Source organism: Streptomyces sp. NPDC048612 (genome assembly GCF_043199295.1).
In the GTDB taxonomy this organism is placed as follows: Bacteria; Actinomycetota; Actinomycetes; order Streptomycetales; family Streptomycetaceae; genus Streptomyces.
In genome coordinates this window covers 111,670-127,892 of record NZ_JBICVV010000016.1, presented here as the reverse complement: position 1 = coordinate 127,892, position 16,223 = coordinate 111,670, and the positions used below count along the sequence as shown (strand labels likewise).

At 73.5% G+C, this 16,223-nt stretch carries 13 protein-coding genes; 7 read left to right on the top strand and 6 right to left on the bottom strand.

Annotated features, from left to right (window positions below):
* Window position 1 precedes the first annotated feature (1 nt).
* The 3 genes from ACGFN2_RS23610 to glgX all read right to left on the bottom strand — a co-directional run bounded on the left by ACGFN2_RS23610 (window position 2) and on the right by glgX (window position 6,123).
* Complete coding sequence (locus tag ACGFN2_RS23610) at window positions 2-1,906, bottom strand: ABC transporter ATP-binding protein (RefSeq protein ID WP_393363514.1); 1,905 nt, start codon at window positions 1,904-1,906, stop codon at window positions 2-4.
* On the bottom strand, window positions 1,903-3,789 hold the full coding sequence (locus ACGFN2_RS23605; RefSeq protein ID WP_393363511.1) for an ABC transporter ATP-binding protein: 1,887 nt from the start codon (window positions 3,787-3,789) through the stop codon (window positions 1,903-1,905). The genes ACGFN2_RS23610 and ACGFN2_RS23605 overlap by 4 nt, the downstream gene beginning before the upstream one ends.
* Before the next feature lie 84 nt (window positions 3,790-3,873).
* Window positions 3,874-6,123, bottom strand: a complete 2,250-nt coding sequence (gene glgX / locus ACGFN2_RS23600) for a glycogen debranching protein GlgX (protein ID WP_393363508.1) — start codon at window positions 6,121-6,123, stop codon at window positions 3,874-3,876.
* A 235-nt stretch (window positions 6,124-6,358) separates the two neighbouring features.
* Here glgX and ACGFN2_RS23595 point away from each other — a divergent pair, with 235 nt between their 5' ends.
* The 7 genes from ACGFN2_RS23595 (at window position 6,359) to ACGFN2_RS23565 (ending at window position 13,026) form a co-directional block, all read left to right on the top strand.
* Window positions 6,359-7,675: an Ig-like domain-containing protein gene (locus ACGFN2_RS23595; RefSeq protein WP_362610422.1), complete on the top strand. Its 1,317-nt coding sequence runs from the start codon at window positions 6,359-6,361 to the stop codon at window positions 7,673-7,675.
* A gap of 177 nt (window positions 7,676-7,852) precedes the next feature.
* On the top strand, window positions 7,853-9,091 hold the full coding sequence (locus ACGFN2_RS23590; RefSeq protein WP_393363504.1) for an Ig-like domain-containing protein: 1,239 nt from the start codon (window positions 7,853-7,855) through the stop codon (window positions 9,089-9,091).
* Between the two features lie 83 nt (window positions 9,092-9,174).
* On the top strand, window positions 9,175-9,942 hold the full coding sequence (locus ACGFN2_RS23585) for an enoyl-CoA hydratase/isomerase family protein (RefSeq protein WP_393363501.1): 768 nt from the start codon (window positions 9,175-9,177) through the stop codon (window positions 9,940-9,942).
* A 275-nt stretch (window positions 9,943-10,217) separates the two neighbouring features.
* Window positions 10,218-10,745: an ATP-binding protein gene (locus ACGFN2_RS23580; RefSeq protein WP_393363498.1), complete on the top strand. Its 528-nt coding sequence runs from the start codon at window positions 10,218-10,220 to the stop codon at window positions 10,743-10,745.
* A 127-nt stretch (window positions 10,746-10,872) separates the two neighbouring features.
* On the top strand, window positions 10,873-11,349 hold the full coding sequence (locus ACGFN2_RS23575) for a hypothetical protein (RefSeq protein ID WP_393363495.1): 477 nt from the start codon (window positions 10,873-10,875) through the stop codon (window positions 11,347-11,349).
* A gap of 58 nt (window positions 11,350-11,407) precedes the next feature.
* Entirely contained in the window at window positions 11,408-12,190 is a 783-nt protein-coding gene (locus ACGFN2_RS23570) for a DsbA family protein (RefSeq protein ID WP_362610414.1), read from the top strand.
* A complete protein-coding gene (locus ACGFN2_RS23565) occupies window positions 12,187-13,026 on the top strand; it encodes a cytochrome c biogenesis CcdA family protein (protein ID WP_393363492.1) in 840 nt (279 codons plus the stop codon). The genes ACGFN2_RS23570 and ACGFN2_RS23565 overlap by 4 nt, the downstream gene beginning before the upstream one ends.
* A 99-nt stretch (window positions 13,027-13,125) precedes the next feature.
* Here ACGFN2_RS23565 and dgt read toward each other — a convergent pair whose 3' ends face one another.
* The 3 genes from dgt to nadE form a co-directional block, all read right to left on the bottom strand.
* Complete coding sequence (dgt, locus tag ACGFN2_RS23560) at window positions 13,126-14,451, bottom strand: dGTP triphosphohydrolase (protein WP_393363489.1); 1,326 nt, start codon at window positions 14,449-14,451, stop codon at window positions 13,126-13,128.
* Between the two features lie 92 nt (window positions 14,452-14,543).
* Window positions 14,544-14,897 carry a hypothetical protein gene (locus ACGFN2_RS23555; RefSeq protein WP_018087299.1) on the bottom strand — a complete coding sequence of 118 codons (354 nt, stop codon included), beginning with the start codon at window positions 14,895-14,897 and terminating at the stop codon, window positions 14,544-14,546.
* Window positions 14,898-15,373: 476 nt separating this feature from the next.
* A complete protein-coding gene (gene nadE, locus ACGFN2_RS23550) occupies window positions 15,374-16,204 on the bottom strand; it encodes an ammonia-dependent NAD(+) synthetase (RefSeq protein WP_362614530.1) in 831 nt (276 codons plus the stop codon).
* Window positions 16,205-16,223: the final 19 nt, after the last annotated feature.

Here is a 16,223-nt window from a genome sequence, read left to right as displayed (position 1 = left end):
CCTACCCCACGCTGTCCCGCCACGCCTGGTGCAGCTGCGCGAACCGGCCCCGCCCGGCGATGAGTTCGGCCGGCGGGCCGTCCTCGACGATCCGGCCGTCGGCCATGACCAGCACCCGGTCGGCGATGTCCACGGTCGACAGGCGGTGGGCGATCACCAGGGCCGTACGGCCCTCCAGGACAGTGTCCATGGCGTGCTGCACCGCGCGTTCGCCGGGTATGTCCAGCGAGCTGGTGGCCTCGTCGAGGAGGAGCACGACGGGGTCGGCGAGCAACGCGCGGGCGAAGCCCACCAGTTGGCGCTGGCCCGCGGAGATGCGGCCGCCGCGCTTGCGGACGTCGGTGTCGTAGCCGTCCGGCAGGGCGGCGATGAAGTCGTGGGCGCCGATGGCCCGCGCGGCGCCCTCGATCTCCGCGCGGGTGGCGTCCGGGCGGCCGAGGGCGATGTTGTCGGCGACGGTGCCGGAGAACAGGAACGCCTCCTGGGTGACCATGACGACATTGCGGCGCAGCGCGGCCGTGGACAGCTCGCGCAGATCGACGCCGTCGAGCAGCACCTGGCCCTCGGTGGGGTCGTAGAAGCGGGCCAGGAGCTTGGCGAGGGTCGACTTGCCGGCGCCGGTGGCGCCCACCACGGCCACCGTCGTCCCGGCGGCCAGGGTCAGCGCGAAGCGCGGCAGCACCTCGCCGCCGGTGCGGTAGGCGAACCGGACGTCCCGGAAGGTGACCTCGCGGCCCGGCCGCCCGGCGGCGGCGGGCGGCAGCGCGGCGGAGGTGGCCGGCTCCGGGACACCGGGGCGCCGGGCGAGCAGACCGGCGATCTTCAGGAGTGAAGCGGCCGCGGACTCATAGGAGTTGAGAAACATCCCGAGCCGGTCGATGGGGTCGTACAGCCGGCGCAGATAGAGCACCGCGGCGGCGAGCACGCCGAGCGCCAGACCGCCCGTGGCCACGCGGTAGGCGCCCCACAGGACGATCCCGGCGACCGCGGTGTTGGCCACCAGCCGGGAGGCGACGACATAGCGCGCCATCTCCAGCAGCGTGTCGCCGTTGAGCCGCTGGTGGCGGTGGTTCAGCCGGGCGAAGACGGCGTCGTTCGGGCGCTCGCGGCGGAACGCCTGCACCGGGCGGATGCCGTTGAGCGTCTCGGTGAACTTCACGATCACGGCCGCCGTCGCCGTGGACTTGGCGCTGTAGGCCCGGTGCGAACGGCGCCGGAAGGAACGGACCAGGAGGGCCAGCGGCCCGGCGGAGGCGAGGGCGGCGGCGCCCAGCCCCCAGTCCAGCCAGAGCAGGGTCACGCTGATGAAGACCGTCGAGAGGACGATCATGACCAGCTCCTGCAGCCCCTCTTCGAGGAGTTCGCGCAGCGACTCCACGTCCGTGGTGGCCCGGGAGATCAGCCGGCCGGAGGTGTAGCGCTCGTGGAAGTCCAGGCTCAGCGCCTGGCCGTGCCGGAAGATCCGGCCGCGCAGGTCGAGCAGCACATCCTGGCTGACCCGCGCGGACAGCTCGACGAAGCCGAACTGCAGCCCGCCGGACGCCGCCGCGCACAGCGCCGCCGCCACCGCCACGGCGAGCAGCGGCCCGTGGTCACCGGCCCGCAGTGCGGGCACCGCGCGGTCGAGCGCGTAGGCCACCAGCAGCGGCCCCGCCTGCACGGCGGCCTGCTGGAGCAGCAGCAGGACGGCCACCAGCCCGACGCGGCGCCGGTGCGGGCCCAGCAGGGAGGCGAGCAGCGCGCGGGCGGCCCCCTTGGGCGCGGGCAGGGCGTCCTGGGCGAGCGCGTCGGGGGAGAGGTCCTCGGACTCCGGTGGCGGCGGCGCGGGCTGCTGCCGGGGGCCGGGGCGGTCGTCGGGGTGGTCGTCGGGGCCGTCGGACGGGCGGCCGGTCGTGGTGGTGGTCATCGGGCACCCGCTCCCTCGCCGGACATCAGGATCGCGTACTCGGGGTGGTCCCGGAGCAGTTCGTGGTGGGTGCCGACGGCGGCGATCCGTCCGCCGGACAGCAGGGCCACCCGGTCGGCGAGCAGGACCGTGGACGGCCGGTGGGCGACGACCAGGGCCGTGGTGGTCGCCAGGACCTGGCGCAGCGCCGCCTCCACCCGTGCCTCGGTGTGCACATCGAGGGCGGACAGCGGGTCGTCGAGGATCAGGAAGCGCGGCCGGCCGACCACGGCACGGGCCAGGGCGAGCCGCTGCCGCTGCCCGCCGGACAGGCTCAGGCCCTGCTCACCGACCTGGGTGGCACCGCCCTCGGGGAGCGCGTCGACGAAGCCGTCGGCCTGCGCCACCTCCAGCGCCCGCCGCAGGTCGCTCTCCTGGGCACCCTCCCCGCCCATCAGGACGTTCTCCGCCGCGGTCGCCGAGAACAGCGTCGGCTCCTCGAAGGCCACCGCGACCAGCGCACGGACCTCCTCCCGGCGGAGCGTCGCCAGATCACGGCCGTCGAGGCTGATCCGGCCCGCGGTGGGGTCGTACAGCCGCGGCACCAGCGCCGTCAGCGTGGTCTTGCCGCTGCCCGTCGCCCCGACCAGCGCCATGGTCTCGCCGGGCCGGATGTGCAGGGTGATGTCCTGGAGCAGCGGCGGGGAGCCGGGCGGCGCGTCGGGGTAGCGGAACTGCACACCGGAGAAGAGCAGTCCGCCGGTGTGGGCGGTGTGGGCGGTGTGGGCGGTGTGGGCGGTGTCGGCGGGAGCCGCTGCGCCGGGCGCCGGTGCGGCCCCGGCGTCCCGCGCCAGGACCCCGGCGCCCGCCTCCGCCGCCGCCCCGTCCACCGCCGGTTCGTCCAGCACCTCGAAGTACCGGTCGGTGGCCGTCGCCGCCTCGTTGCTCATGGCCAGCAGGAAGCCGATCGACTCCACCGGCCAGCGCAGCGCCAGGGCGGTGGACAGGAAGGCGACGAGGGTGCCCGCGGACAGCTCGCCGTCGGCCACCTGGAGCGTGCCGAGCACCAGCGCCCCGCCGATCGCCAGCTCCGGCAGGGTGGTGATGCACCCCCAGATCCACGCCAGCAGCCGCGCCTTGCGCAGCTCGGAGGTCCGCAGCGCACGGGTCAGCCGCCGGAAGGCCTCCGCCTGGCTGCGGTGGCGGCCGAAGCCCTTGATGATGCGGATGCCGAGCACCGACTCCTCGACCACCGTCGTCAGATCCCCGAGCTGGTCCTGGGTGCGGCGCGCCGCCCGCCCGTACTTCGCCTCGAAGACGGCGCACAGCACGATCAGCGGCGGCACCGGCGCCAGCAGCACCAGCCCCAGCGACCACCGCTGGGCCAGCAGCAGCACCGCGCCCACCAGGATCGTGACGCCGTTGACCAGCAGAAAGGTCAGCGGGAAGGCGAGGAACAGCCGCACCGTCTGGAGATCGGTCGTGCCCCGCGACAGCAACTGGCCCGAGGGCCAGCGGTCGTGGAAGGAGACCGGCAATCGCTGCAGATGGCGGTACAGCGCCGCACGCATCGCCGCCTCGACCCCGGCCAGCGGACGCGCCACCAGCCAGCGCCGCAGCCCGAACAGCAGCGCCTCCGCGAGCCCGAGCAGCAGCAGACACCCGCCGCCGAGCCAGGCCCCGCCCGGATCGCGCTCCGCCACGGGCCCGTCCACCAGCCACTTGAGCACCAGCGGAATGACCAGGCTGACGCACGAGGCGAGCACCCCCACGCACGCGGCCGTGAACAGCCGCGCCCGCACCGGCCGGGCGAACGGCCACAGGCGCAACAGCGAGCGCACGGCGGAGCGTTGGGGTACGTCGGTTCGGTCGGTCCGGTTCGTCGTCTGCGCGGTGTCGGCCATCACTCGTGAGCGTACGGCGCGGCACTGACAACGCTCATGTGGATTTCCGCCGGCGGCCCCGCCCCGCGCCCCCGCCCGTGGACCTCAGCCCGGCACCGCCCGGAACAACAGCACCGACCTCCCGCCCACCGTGACCGGGGCGCCCGCCGCGTACGGCTCCGCCCCCGGCTGCTCCTCCCGCCCGGTGTCGACCAGAAGCTCGTAGCTCTGGGCCCAGGGCGGCCCGGGGAGGGTGAACGGGCGCGGGGAGTCGGCGGCGTGGAGCACCGCGAGGAAGCTGTCGTCGACGATCCGCAGGCCCCGGGCGTCGCGCTGCGAGATGTCGTTCCCGGAGAGGTACATCCCCAGCGTGGCCCCCGGGGTGTACCAGTCCCGTTCGGTCATCTCCGTGCCCTCCGCGGTGAACCACGCGAGGTCGCGCAGACCGCCCTGCCGGTGCGGCCGGCCGGAGAAGAACGCCCGGCGGCGCAGGACGGGGTGGGCGCGGCGCAGCGCGACGAGACGGGCGACCAGACCGGCCAGCGGGCGCCACTCCGGGTCTTCCAGGAGCGACCAGTCGACCCAGCTGGTCTCGTTGTCCTGGCAGTAGGCGTTGTTGTTGCCGTGCTGGGTGCGGCCCATCTCGTCGCCGGCGACCAGCATCGGCACGCCCGTCGACAGCAGCAGGGTGGTCAGCAGGTTCCGCAGCTGGCGGTGGCGCAGCGCGGTGACCGCCCGGTCGTCGGTCTCGCCCTCGGTGCCGCAGTTCCACGACCGGTTGTCGTGGGTGCCGTCGCGGTTGCCCTCGCCGTTGTCCGCGTTGCGTTTGTGCTCGTAGGTGACCAGGTCGCGCAGGGTGAAGCCGTCGTGTGCGGTGATGAAGTTGACCGAGGCGTACGGGCGGCGGCCGCCCCAGGCGTAGAGGTCGCTCGACCCGGAGAGCCGGTAGCCCAGGTCGCGGACATCGTGCTGGGCGCCGCGCCAGAAGTCCCTGACGGTGTCTCGGTAGCGGTCGTTCCACTCCGTCCACAACGGGGGGAAGGCGCCGACCTGGTAGCCGCCGTTGCCCACGTCCCAGGGTTCCGCGATCAGCTTGACCCGGCGCAGCACCGGGTCCTGGGCGATCACGGCGAGGAACGGGGAGAGCATGTCGACGTCGTGCAGGGAGCGGGCCAGCGCGGCCGCCAGGTCGAAGCGGAAGCCGTCCACGCCCATCTCGGTGACCCAGTAGCGCAGCGAATCGGTGAGCAGCCGCAGGACGTGGGGCTGGACGACGTGCAGGGTGTTGCCGCACCCGGTGTAGTCGGCGTAGCGGCGGGCGTCGCCCGCGAGACGGTAGTAGCCGCGGTTGTCGATGCCCCGCAGGGAGAGCGTCGGGCCCAGCTCGCCGGCCTCCGCGGTGTGGTTGTAGACGACGTCGAGGATGACCTCGATCCCGGCGTCGTGCAGCGCCCGCACCATCCGCTTGAACTCGCCGACCTGCTGCCCCCGGGTACCGGTGGCGGCGTATCCGGCGTGCGGCGCGAAGTAGCCGATGGAGTTGTAGCCCCAGTAGTTGCGCAGCCCCCGGCGCACCAGGTGGTCCTCGTGCGCGAACTGGTGGACGGGCAGCAGCTCGACGGCGGTGACCCCGAGCCGGACGAGGTGCTCCAGCGCCGCGGGGTGCGCCAGCCCGGCATAGGTGCCGCGCAGCCGCTCGGGGACACCGGGGTGGCGCATCGTGAAACCGCGCACATGCAGTTCGTAGAGCACCGAGTCGGGCCAGGGCGTCTTGGGCCGGCGGTCGTCCCGCCACTCGTCGACGCCGTCCTCGCCCCCGGTGTCGTCGCCGACCACGACGCCCTTCGGGACGTACGGCGCCGAGTCCCGGTCGTCGCGCACGGTGTCGGCGGCCTGCTGCTGCGGCCAGTCGCGGACGTGCCCGTAGAGCTGGGCGGGCAGCGCGGCCCCGGAGCCGGATTCCTCCGTCCGCGTGCCGAAGTCGCCGTCGACGGCCCGTGCGTACGGGTCGAGCAGCAGCTTCGCCGGGTTCCAGCGGGCGCCGGACCAGGGGTCCCAGCGGCCGTGCACCCGGAAGCCGTAGCGCTGTCCGGGGCGGACCCCGGGCAGGAAGCCGTGCCAGATCTCATGGGTGAGCTCGGTCAGCGCATGGCGCGTCTCGCGCTCCGCGTCGTCGAAGAGACACAGCTCGACGGCCTCGGCGCCGCCCGCCCACAGGGCGAAGTTGGTACCGGCGACGCCATCGGGGCCGGTGCGGTAGCGGGCCCCCAGGGGGGTGGGACTGCCGGGACGGATGTCCGCGGGTGGGGCGAGTGGTTCGTCCGCCACTGCCTCCTGCTCGGGTGCGCTCGACACGTGCCCGCCTCCTGCGGCTCATGGCTCGGTCGGGCGGTGGGTCCCGGCAGGGGGTACCGCCCGGCGCGCGCCGGGGAGTCCCGTGCGGGTGTCCGCCCTCCCCGTTGTTCTTCCCGCAACCGGGCGTTGCCTCACGCTTCCCGGGCGAGGCTCCTGGCTCCGCTCCGGTCCGTCCGTGACATTCCGCTCCGCGGCATACCTCCTAACCTGGGCATCATCCGTCACAATTCGGTATATGACCGCCCATCAGCACGACCGAGCAGGGGACCGAGCGAACCGCAGCGGCAGCACCCGTGGACGCGACCGGCTGCCGGACCGGGCGGGCGGCCGGACGGCCCGTGGCGCGGCGGTGCGGGCGGCCACCCGCACCCGCGTCGCGCTCCTGGTCCTGGCCGGACTCGCCGGGGCGGCGGCGCTGGCCGGCTGCGGGGACCCGGAGGCCCTCGTCGGCGGCACACCGCGCTCCACGGAACAGACGATCCGTGTCGTCCCGCACCACGGCGCGCACGGCGTACGGGCCGACGGGCGCTTCGAGGTCCGGGTCCCCGAGGGGCGGCTGGAGCGGGTCACGGTCAGCCGGACCGGTGACGCCGGCCGGCGGTCCGTCGCCGGGCGGCTCTCCCCGGACGGCATGGTCTGGCGGCCCGCCCCCGGGCGCCTCCAACTCGGCGCGAAGTACACCGTCGACGCGATCGCCCTGGACGGCGCGGGCCACCGCTTCGCCCGCCACAGCACCTTCACCACCGCAGCCCCGGTCCGCCGCCTCGTCGGCCACTTCGCGCCCCAGCGCGACGCCACCGTCGGCACCGGCCTGATCTTCTCGATCGTCTTCAACCGGCCGGTCGCCGACCGCGCCGCGGTCGAACGCGCCGTCCGGGTCGGCGCCCGCCCCGGTGTCGAGGTCGCCGCCCACTGGTTCGGCCGCCGGCGGCTGGACTTCCGGCCCCGGGAGCGCTGGCGGCCGGGCACCGAGATCACCGTGCAGCTGCGGCTGCGCGGGGTGAAGGCCGCACCGAACGCCTATGGCACGCAGCGCAGAACCGTCCGCTACCGGGTGGGCCGGGACCAGGTCAGCACCATCGACGCCGCCCGGCACACCATGACCGTGCGCCGGGACGGCCGGGTCGTGGCGGTGCTGCCGGTCACCGCGGGCGATGCCGAGAACCCCACGTACAACGGGCGGATGGTGGTCCTGGAGCGCCACTCGCGCACGCGGATGGACGGGGACACCGTCGGCTTCGGCGGCGAGTACGACATCCCCGACGTGCCGCACGCCATGCGTCTCACCAGGTCGGGGACCTTCCTCCACGGCAACTACTGGGCGCCGCCGGAGGTCTTCGGCGGGGTCAACACCAGCCATGGCTGCGTCGGGCTGAAGGACATCAGGGGCGGCGGCCCGGACACCCCGGCGGGCTGGTTCTTCGGCCAGTCGATCGTCGGCGACACCGTCGTGGTGCTCAACTCCCCGGAACGCACGGTCGCGCCGGACAACGGCCTCGGTGGCTGGAACATGCCCTGGGAGTTGTGGCGGGCCGGGTCCGCGCTGCGCTGAAGGGGGGAGCCGGGCGCCGGGGCAAGTCCCCCGCACCACCCCCGCACTTGGGACTGAACAGTGACATTCAGGGGGAGTTCACTGTCACCGCGGTGTGGTTATCTAACGGCAAGCGCGCGGCTGCCCGCATCTGCGTGCGGGGGACCGCGGGCCGTGCGAGGGGAAAAGGGGCCAGTCGTGAACGTCCAGCCGAATTCGGGGGTGCCGGCTCGCCGGCGTCGGTGGTCGCGGAGGGGCGGTGGCCCGCTCGCCGCGGTGCTCGCCGCCACGCTGTTGCTGGTGACGGGGTGTGGCGGCGACGACGGTGACGGCAAGAAGGCCGGCCCGGCGGGCGGCGGCAAGACCGCCTCGCAGGCCGCGGTGACGATAGCGCCCAAGGACGGCGCGGACGACGTCGCCACCAGCGGCGCGCTGAAGGTGACCGCCCAGAAGGGCCGCCTCACGTCCGTCAGGGTCAAGGACGGCAAGGGCAACGAGGTCGACGGGAAGATATCCGGCGACGGCGCCGTGTGGAAGCCGAGCGGCCATCTGGGCGCCTCGACGAAGTACACCGTCGACGCGATAGCGGTGGACGGTCAGGGCCGTAAGGCCGCCGAGCACTCCGGCTTCACGACGCTCGTCCCCAAGAACACCTTCATCGGCCAGTACAGCCCCGAGAACGGCCAGCGGGTCGGCGTCGGTATGCCGGTCTCGATCCGCTTCTCGCGCGGCATCACGGACCCCGGGGCCGTCGAGGACGCCATCAAGGTCAGCGCCGAGCCGTCGGTCCCGGTCGAGGGCCACTGGTTCGGCAACGACCGGCTCGACTTCCGCCCCGAGAAGTACTGGGCGCCCGGCACCAAGGTCACCCTCGAACTCGACCTCGACGGCGTCCAGGGCCGGCCCGGTGTCTACGGCACCCAGACCAAGAAGGTCTCCTTCACCGTCGGCCGCAGCCAGGTCAGCACGGTCGACGCCGAGTCGAAGCAGATGACCGTGGTCCGCGACGGGAAGAAGATCAAGACCATCCCGATCACCGCGGGCGCGCCGGGCACCGAGACGTACAACGGCAAGATGGTGATCAGCGAGAAGCATCTGGTGACGCGGATGAACGGGGACACCGTCGGCTTCGGCGGGGAGTACGACATCAAGGACGTGCCGCACGCGATGCGGCTGAGCACGTCCGGCACCTTCATCCACGGCAACTACTGGTCGGGCCGCCCGGCGTTCGGCGCCCGCAACGCCAGCCACGGCTGTGTGGGCCTGTTCGACCAGCGCGGCGGCGGCGACGGTTCCACCCCGGCGGCGTGGTTCTTCCGGAACTCCGTCATCGGCGATGTGGTCGTCGTCAAGAACTCGCACGACGAAACGATCCAGCCGGACAACGGCTTCAGCGACTGGAACATGTCCTGGGAGAAGTGGAAGGCCGGCCGGTAGGACGGACGGCAGGCGACCGGGCCCGCTGCACTGTGACCGAGTGCACCGGGTCCGGTGTCGTTAACGCGTACTAACCTTCCGGCATGACTGTGAATCTCGAGGTCGCCGACGGCGTCGGCACCATCCGCCTGGACCGTCCGCCGATGAACGCGCTCGACATCGCCACCCAGGACCGGCTGCGCGAGCTGGCCGAGGAGGCCACCCGCCGCGACGACGTCCGCGCCGTCGTGATCTGGGGCGGCGAGAAGGTGTTCGCGGCCGGAGCGGACATCAAGGAAATGCAGGTCATGGGCCACGCGGACATGGTCGTGCGGTCCAAGGCCCTGCAGGACGCGTTCACCGCCGTGGCCCGCATCCCCAAGCCGGTGGTCGCCGCGATCACCGGCTACGCACTGGGCGGCGGCTGTGAGCTGGCGCTCTGCGCCGACTTCCGGATCGCGGCGGACAACGCCAAGCTCGGCCAGCCGGAGATCCTGCTGGGGCTCATCCCCGGCGCCGGCGGCACCCAGCGGCTGGCGCGGCTGGTGGGCCCGTCCAAGGCCAAGGACCTGATCTTCACCGGCCGTCAGGTGAAGGCGGAGGAGGCGGTCACCCTCGGACTGGTCGACCGGGTGGTGCCGGCCGCCGAGGTCTACGAGCAGGCGCACGCCTGGGCGGCGCGGCTGGCGGCGGGCCCCGCGCTGGCGCTGCGGGCCGCGAAGGAATCCGTCGACGCGGGCCTGGAGGCGGACATCGACACCGGCCTCACCATTGAACGGAACTGGTTCGCGGGGCTGTTCGCGACCGAGGACCGGGAGACCGGCATGCGCAGCTTCGTCGAGGACGGTCCGGGCAAGGCCAAGTTCCGCTGAAACACCTGGTGTTGACGGGACGTCTGGGGTTTGGCCGGGACGTGATGCCCCTTGTGGGGGAACGAGACCCGGCTTAAATGCGCCTTAAGGCAGCCTTGTTGGGGCCTTCCGACGGCTCTGCGTGCGGCGGTCGTCGTCGCAGGTCAGCAGGCACGGCCCGGAACCTTAACTGCCTTTGGCATATGTCCCGGCGCGGGGATGGAACCGACGATTCCGGACAGCTCATTCCGTCGGTTCCACCCCCGTGACCGTCAAGTAGCAGCCATGATGGGGGCATGGCGGGCCTCGAAGGAATGGAGCAGCCGCGGCCGCGGAGCGATCCGGCCGCCGCGCCCCCGGGCATCCCCGACGCGGACCCGGACCGGACACCGGCTTCCCGCAGACCGCTGAACGCGGTACCCGAACCGGCCGGGGAGCAGACCCTCGGCGAGGTCCGGCTCCCCTCGCGCCCCCAGTCCGCCGGGATCGCCCGCCGGCTGACCGCCGCCGTCCTCCTCAGGCAGTGGTCCCTGACGCCCCAGCTCGCCGAGCACGCCGTGCTGCTGGTCTCCGAACTCGTCGGCAACGCCGTACGGCACACCGGCGCCCGCACCTTCGGGCTGCGGATGCTCCGGCGCCGCGGCTGGGTCCGCATCGAGGTGCGCGACCCGTCCCGCGGCCTGCCGTGTCTGATGCCGGTGCAGGAGATGGACATCAGCGGCCGCGGGCTCTTCCTCGTCGACAAGCTCTCCGAACGCTGGGGCGTGGATCTGCTGCCCCGCGGCAAGACCACCTGGTTCGAGATGCGGATCGCCGACCGCTGAACGCCGTTCCCGTACCGCCGGACCCGCGGGCCGCGACAGGCGCCGGGGCCCGGCGGTGCGCCGTGCGCGCGGCGACGGTCCGTAGGATGGGCTGTTGATGCTCGCGCCAGGTACGGAGAGGAAGGACATGCACCATGTGCGCCGGTCGGCCGCGCTGACGCTGCTGCTCCTCCTCACCGTCGCCTTCGGGCCGCTGCTCTGCCGCAGCGGCGGCGACCTGGCCTGGCTGGAGGGCCGGGCGGCGACGGCCACCACGGCCTGGCGGACGGCTGACGCCGCGCCGGCGGCCGCCCCGGATGCCACGGCCCCGGACCGGCCCGCCACCGGGCGGCCCGCCGCCGCGCACGGCGGCCCGCGGCTCGACCCCGACGCCCCCCTCGCCGTCGCCCAGGCACCCAAGCGCTGTTCGGGCCGGCACGCGCCGTCGCCCGACGAGTCCGCCCCGCTGCCCGCACCGCAGCGCGGTGAGCCGCTCGCCCCCGCGACCACCGGGGCGGGCCCGCTCACCATGGACCTGCCCGCGCAGTGCGCGCTCGCCCGGCCGCCGACGGACAGCGCCGCCGCCACCGACCACACCGCGCTCCTCCCCGTACTGCGGATATAGGCCGCTGCCCCGACGCACCCGGCCCTGACCCTCCCCTCCGTACGTCTGGAGCTTCCGCATGCCCGCTTCCCTCCCTCCCGCCCGCAAACTGGCCGCCATCGGCGCGGTCATCGCCCTCGTCGTCGCCGTGATCGCCATCGGTGTCGCGGTCGGCACGTCCGTCGAGGGCGGCCGTGACACCGGCCGCGCCGACACCCCCGAGGCCGCCGCCTCCAGCGGTCCCGAGGAGGACCCCGCCCAGCAGAAGATGTTCGACGACCTCGCCGAGCGGACCAGCCGGCGCGCGGACGGCGACCCGCTGGCCGTCGGCAAGAAGGACGCCCCGGTGGTCCTGGTCGAGTACGCCGACTACCAGTGCTCGTTCTGCGGCCGCTTCACCCGCGAGACCCAGCCGGACCTGATCAAGAAGTACGTCGACGCGGGCACCCTGCGCATCGAGTTCCGCAACTTCACCGTCTTCGGCGCGCACTCCGAGCGGGCCGCCCGCGCCTCCTGGGCCGCCGGGCAGCAGGGGAAGTTCTGGCAGCTGCACGACGCGCTGTACGCCAAGACCCGCAAGGGTGCGGCGCTCGCCGAGGACAAGCTCGTCGACCTGGCCCGCAGCAGCGGCGTGCCCGACCTCGACAAGTTCCGTTCGGACATGAAGAGCGCGGACGCCGACCGGGCGCTGAAGAAGGATCAGGACGAGGGCTACCAGCTCGGTGTGCAGTCCACCCCGTCCTTCCTGGTCAACGGCCGGCCGGTCGCCGGGGCGCAGCCGTACGAGGTCTTCGCGCAGGCCGTCGAGCAGGCCGCCGACCGCGCCGGGCACGGGCCCGGGGCCAAGGGGGCCGCGAAGTGAACGACATCGGCTATCTCGCGGCGTTCCTGGGCGGTGCGCTCGCCCTGCTCAGCCCGTGCAGCGCACTGCTGCTGCCGGCGTTCTTCGCGTACTCGCTGTCCACGCCCGGCCGGCTGGTGGCCCGTACCGGTGTGTTCTACCTGGGACTGGCCACCACCCTGGTGCCGCTCGGCGCGGCCAGTACGGCGGCCAGCCGGCTGTTCAACGGCCACCGTGACCTGCTGATCTCCGTCGGCGGCTGGGTGGTCGTCGCGATGGGCCTGGCCCAGATCCTCGGTCTGGGCTTCGCCTCCCGGCGCGCCCAGGCGGCCGCCGCCCGGATCACCCCGCGCTCCGCCGTCTCCACCTTCCTGCTCGGCTGTGTCTACGGCCTGGCCGGCTTCTGCGCGGGCCCGATCCTCGGCGCGGTGCTGACGGTGACGGCGGTCAGCGGCTCACCGGTGTACGGCGCCTCGATGCTCGCCGTCTACGCGCTGGGCATGGCGCTGCCGCTGTTCGTGCTGGCGCTGCTGTGGGACCGCTGCCAGCTCGGCACCCGGGGCTGGCTGCGGGGCCGCGAGTTCACCCTCGGCAGGCTGCGGCTGCACACCACCTCGCTGCTGTCCGGGGTGTTCTTCATCGGCATCGGCGTGCTGTTCCTGCGCTTCAACGGGACCAGCGCACTGCCCGGAATCCTCGACGCGGACAGCGAGTTCCGGGCCGAGGAATGGGCGACGCGGATCGGCAACGGCGTCCCGGACACCGTCCTGATCGCCGTGGCGGCGCTGGTCGTCGCCGCGGTGCTCGGCCGGTTCGCGCTGCGGCCGGAGAAGAAGCAGCGGGACGGCACCGAATAGCCGGGGACGGGAGCGGGGCGCCGAGGGGGCGGTGCCCCGCGCCCCGGGCTCACCGCCCCGCGGTGCCCCGGGGCGCACGTCCCCCTCCCGTCCCGGGCCTCAGAGCCACACGTTGTCGTTGACCGAGCCCAGGCCCGTACCGGACAGCCGCCGGTGGAGGGCCAGCGCCTGATCCTCGGTCAGCGAGGCGACATGGTCGGCCGCGGCACGCAGCCGGTCGCCGTGCAGCGCCAGCTCCTCGGCGCGGTCCGGCGGCAGCAGCTCGGGCGCGTCATGGGACCAGCGCAGCAGCTCGCTCACCACCCGCCGCTTGCCGTGCTGCTGGGTGGCCAGCGCCGGGCGGTCGATGACGTAGCACCACACCAGCTCCTTGAGCAGATCGCAGGCGGCCCGCCGGTCCGGCGGGATCACCAGCCGCGCCCCGTAACGGATCGCCGCCGCGCCGCCCACCTCCAGCTCGATGCCTCGGGTGAAGTACGAGATCAGGTCGGCGGTGCGGCGGTTGACCGCCACCGCGTCCTCATGGCTGCCGCTGTACGGTGCCGGGACCGCCAGCCGCTTGCCGATGTCCGCCATCATCACCAGCGCCGCCGCCCGGTCGAAGACCTCGCCCGCCCGTGCCCGCTTGGCCTGCACGTAGTCCAGGAAACGGCAGGTCTCCCGCTCGGTGTCGCTGCCTGCGGCACCGTCCGGCGGGAACAGCGCGGCCAGCGGGATCAGGCCCGTGCGGTAGAAGTCCTCGACGTCATGGCAGGCGTAGGTGACATCGTCCGCCCAGTCCATGACCTGTTCCTCGACCGGCACGGCGGAGTCCGTACGGCCGGCCCGCACCCAGGAGAACGCCTCCCGGTCGGCGACGTACACGCCCCACTTCACATGCCGCGCCGGGTCCTGGTCGACGGGCGCCCGCTCCCAGGGGTACTTCGTGGCGGCGTCCAGACAGGCGCGGGTCAGATGCAGCCCGCGGTGGCCCGGGTACTTGTGGGCGGCGAGGAAGGTCAGCACCCGCAGGGTCTGGGCATTGCCCTCGAAGCTGTCCAGCACGCCGTCCGCGAAGTGCAGCTCGTCCATCGTGGCGCGCAGTGCCAGCTCACCCGCGTGCCCGAAGGGGGGATGGCCGATGTCGTGCGCCATGCACGCCGCCTCGACGAGCGCCGGATTCGGCCCGCCGTACTGCCGCTCCAGCCGCTCCGCCATCCGCCGGCCGAGCTGCGCCACCTTCATCGAGTGCGTCAGCCGGGTGTGGTACGCGCCCAGCTCGGCGCTCGCCACCACCTGGCTCTTGCCGGCCAGCGCCCGCCACTGCGTCGAGTACAGGATGCGGTCGACATCGTGCTCGAACCCGGACCGCTGCCCGTCGTCGGGCACCCGCCGCCGCAGGGAGTGCTGTTCGAGGTCCTCATCGCTGTATCTGGCAGGTCGCATGCGCGGATGGTAGTCCTGCCCCGCCCACGGGGTCCCGTCGCGGTCGTCCGGGGCACCCCTGAGGCACCCCTGAGGCACCCCTGAGGCACCCCCTAAGCACTCAGGCGTCGCCGCCAGCGCGGATGCGGACGGGCGTACGGGCGGGTGTGCGGGGGGTGGGCGTCGGCCCGGCGCCGGCGGTCGTTGCAGAGCAGGCACTTCCCGTAGCCCGGCGGAAGGGGGTCTTCCGGGTCGCCGTACAACGGGTCGACGGCGCCGTGCGGATGCAGGGCGCAGCCGGTCGGGCCGGTCTCCGCGCCCAGCGAGCCGGCGGCGGTCAGTGCTTGCCGGAGGACGTCGACGAGCTGGTCCGCGTCCCGCCGGGTGGGCGCGGACTGCAGGGCCGAGGCAAGGTCGGAGGCGGTGGTCAGCGCGGTCTGGAGTTCGCGCAGGTTTGCGTAACCCATGTCCCGGAGCGTAGGCGGACCCACTGACAGTTGATCTTCCGATCGCACTTCGCGGCTTCCCATGGCCGCATGCATGCCCGCCCGGACCCACGATTTAGCACCGGGACGGTGACGATCCCCTAGCCGGGCCATGACATGACGGGGTGGGGTGGTGCGGGGCGAGCGGGGGTGGGTTGGGCGCGTGGGGGGTCGTTGAGGGGGCGGGGCCGATTCGAGGGTGCTGCTCCCCCCCCACCCCCGAACCCACCCCCCGCCCCCTCCCCCGAAGGGGGAGAGGGGGAGGGGGCGGGGGAGAGCTCTGAGGCCGCGTGGAGCGGTCCCTCGCGGAGCGGCCGTGTGGAGCGGCCTCCCACCGAACGGACCCTCACAGAGCACTGTGTGGAGCGACCCGTCACGGAGCAGCCGTCTGGAGCGCCCCCTCACGGAGCAGCCGTCTGGAGCGCCGGCCCCCCACGGAGCAGCCGTGGCGCGCCCCCTCACGGAGCGATCGGCAGTGCCCGCTTGTGTTCCGTGAGGCGGTAGCGGCGGACGATGGCCTGGGCGGCCGCCTCGTCGACCGGCCCGCCCTCCAGGAAGGCGTCGATCTGGTCGTAGCTCACGCCGAGCGCGTCCTCGTCGGGCTTGCCCGGGTCGAGCGTCTCCAGGTCGGCCGTCGGCACCTTGTGGACCAGCTCCTCCGGGGCGCCCAGGGCTGCCCCCACGGCGCGTACCCGGCGCTTGGTCAGCCCGGTGAGCGGCACGACGTCGGCCGCGCCGTCGCCGAACTTGGTGAAGAACCCGGAGACCGCCTCGGCCGCGTGGTCGGTGCCCACGACCAGGCCGTCGTGGGCACCGGCGACCGCGTACTGCGCGATCATGCGCTGCCGGGCCTTGATGTTGCCCTGCACGAAGTCCTGGTGGTGGGCGTCGCGGAAGGTGAGCCCGCCGTCCAGCGCGGCCTGCAGCGCCGCGTCGCTCGCCGGGCGGATGTCGACGGTCAGCTCCCGGTCGGCGCGGATGAACTCCAGCGCGCGCCGGGCGTCCTTCTCGTCCGCCTGGACGCCGTACGGCAGCCGCATCGCGTAGAACGTGGCCTCGTGCCCGGCCGCGCGGGCCCGCTCCACGGCGAGCTGGCAGAGCCGGCCCGTGGTCGTGGAGTCCACGCCGCCGCTGATGCCCAGGACCAGCGAGCGCAGGCCCGTAGTGGTCAGCCGCTCCGTGAGGAACGTCACCCGGCGCTCGATCTCCTGCCCGGCGTCGAACGACGCGGTCACCTGGAGATCCCGGGCGATCTCCTGCTGCAGGGCCTTGGACGCCGGGTCGCTCACGGCTGCTCCTCACATCTCT

Coding starts and splice junctions, on each gene's coding strand:
- ACGFN2_RS23610 (WP_393363514.1), bottom strand. CDS start 1,906: ATGACCACCACCACGACCGGCCGCCCGTCCGACGGCCCCGACGACCAC.
- ACGFN2_RS23605 (WP_393363511.1), bottom strand. CDS start 3,789: ATGGCCGACACCGCGCAGACGACGAACCGGACCGACCGAACCGACGTA.
- ACGFN2_RS23595 (WP_362610422.1), top strand. CDS start 6,359: ATGACCGCCCATCAGCACGACCGAGCAGGGGACCGAGCGAACCGCAGC.
- ACGFN2_RS23585 (WP_393363501.1), top strand. CDS start 9,175: ATGACTGTGAATCTCGAGGTCGCCGACGGCGTCGGCACCATCCGCCTG.
- ACGFN2_RS23580 (WP_393363498.1), top strand. CDS start 10,218: ATGGCGGGCCTCGAAGGAATGGAGCAGCCGCGGCCGCGGAGCGATCCG.
- ACGFN2_RS23575 (WP_393363495.1), top strand. CDS start 10,873: ATGCACCATGTGCGCCGGTCGGCCGCGCTGACGCTGCTGCTCCTCCTC.
- ACGFN2_RS23570 (WP_362610414.1), top strand. CDS start 11,408: ATGCCCGCTTCCCTCCCTCCCGCCCGCAAACTGGCCGCCATCGGCGCG.
- dgt (WP_393363489.1), bottom strand. CDS start 14,451: ATGCGACCTGCCAGATACAGCGATGAGGACCTCGAACAGCACTCCCTG.
- ACGFN2_RS23555 (WP_018087299.1), bottom strand. CDS start 14,897: ATGGGTTACGCAAACCTGCGCGAACTCCAGACCGCGCTGACCACCGCC.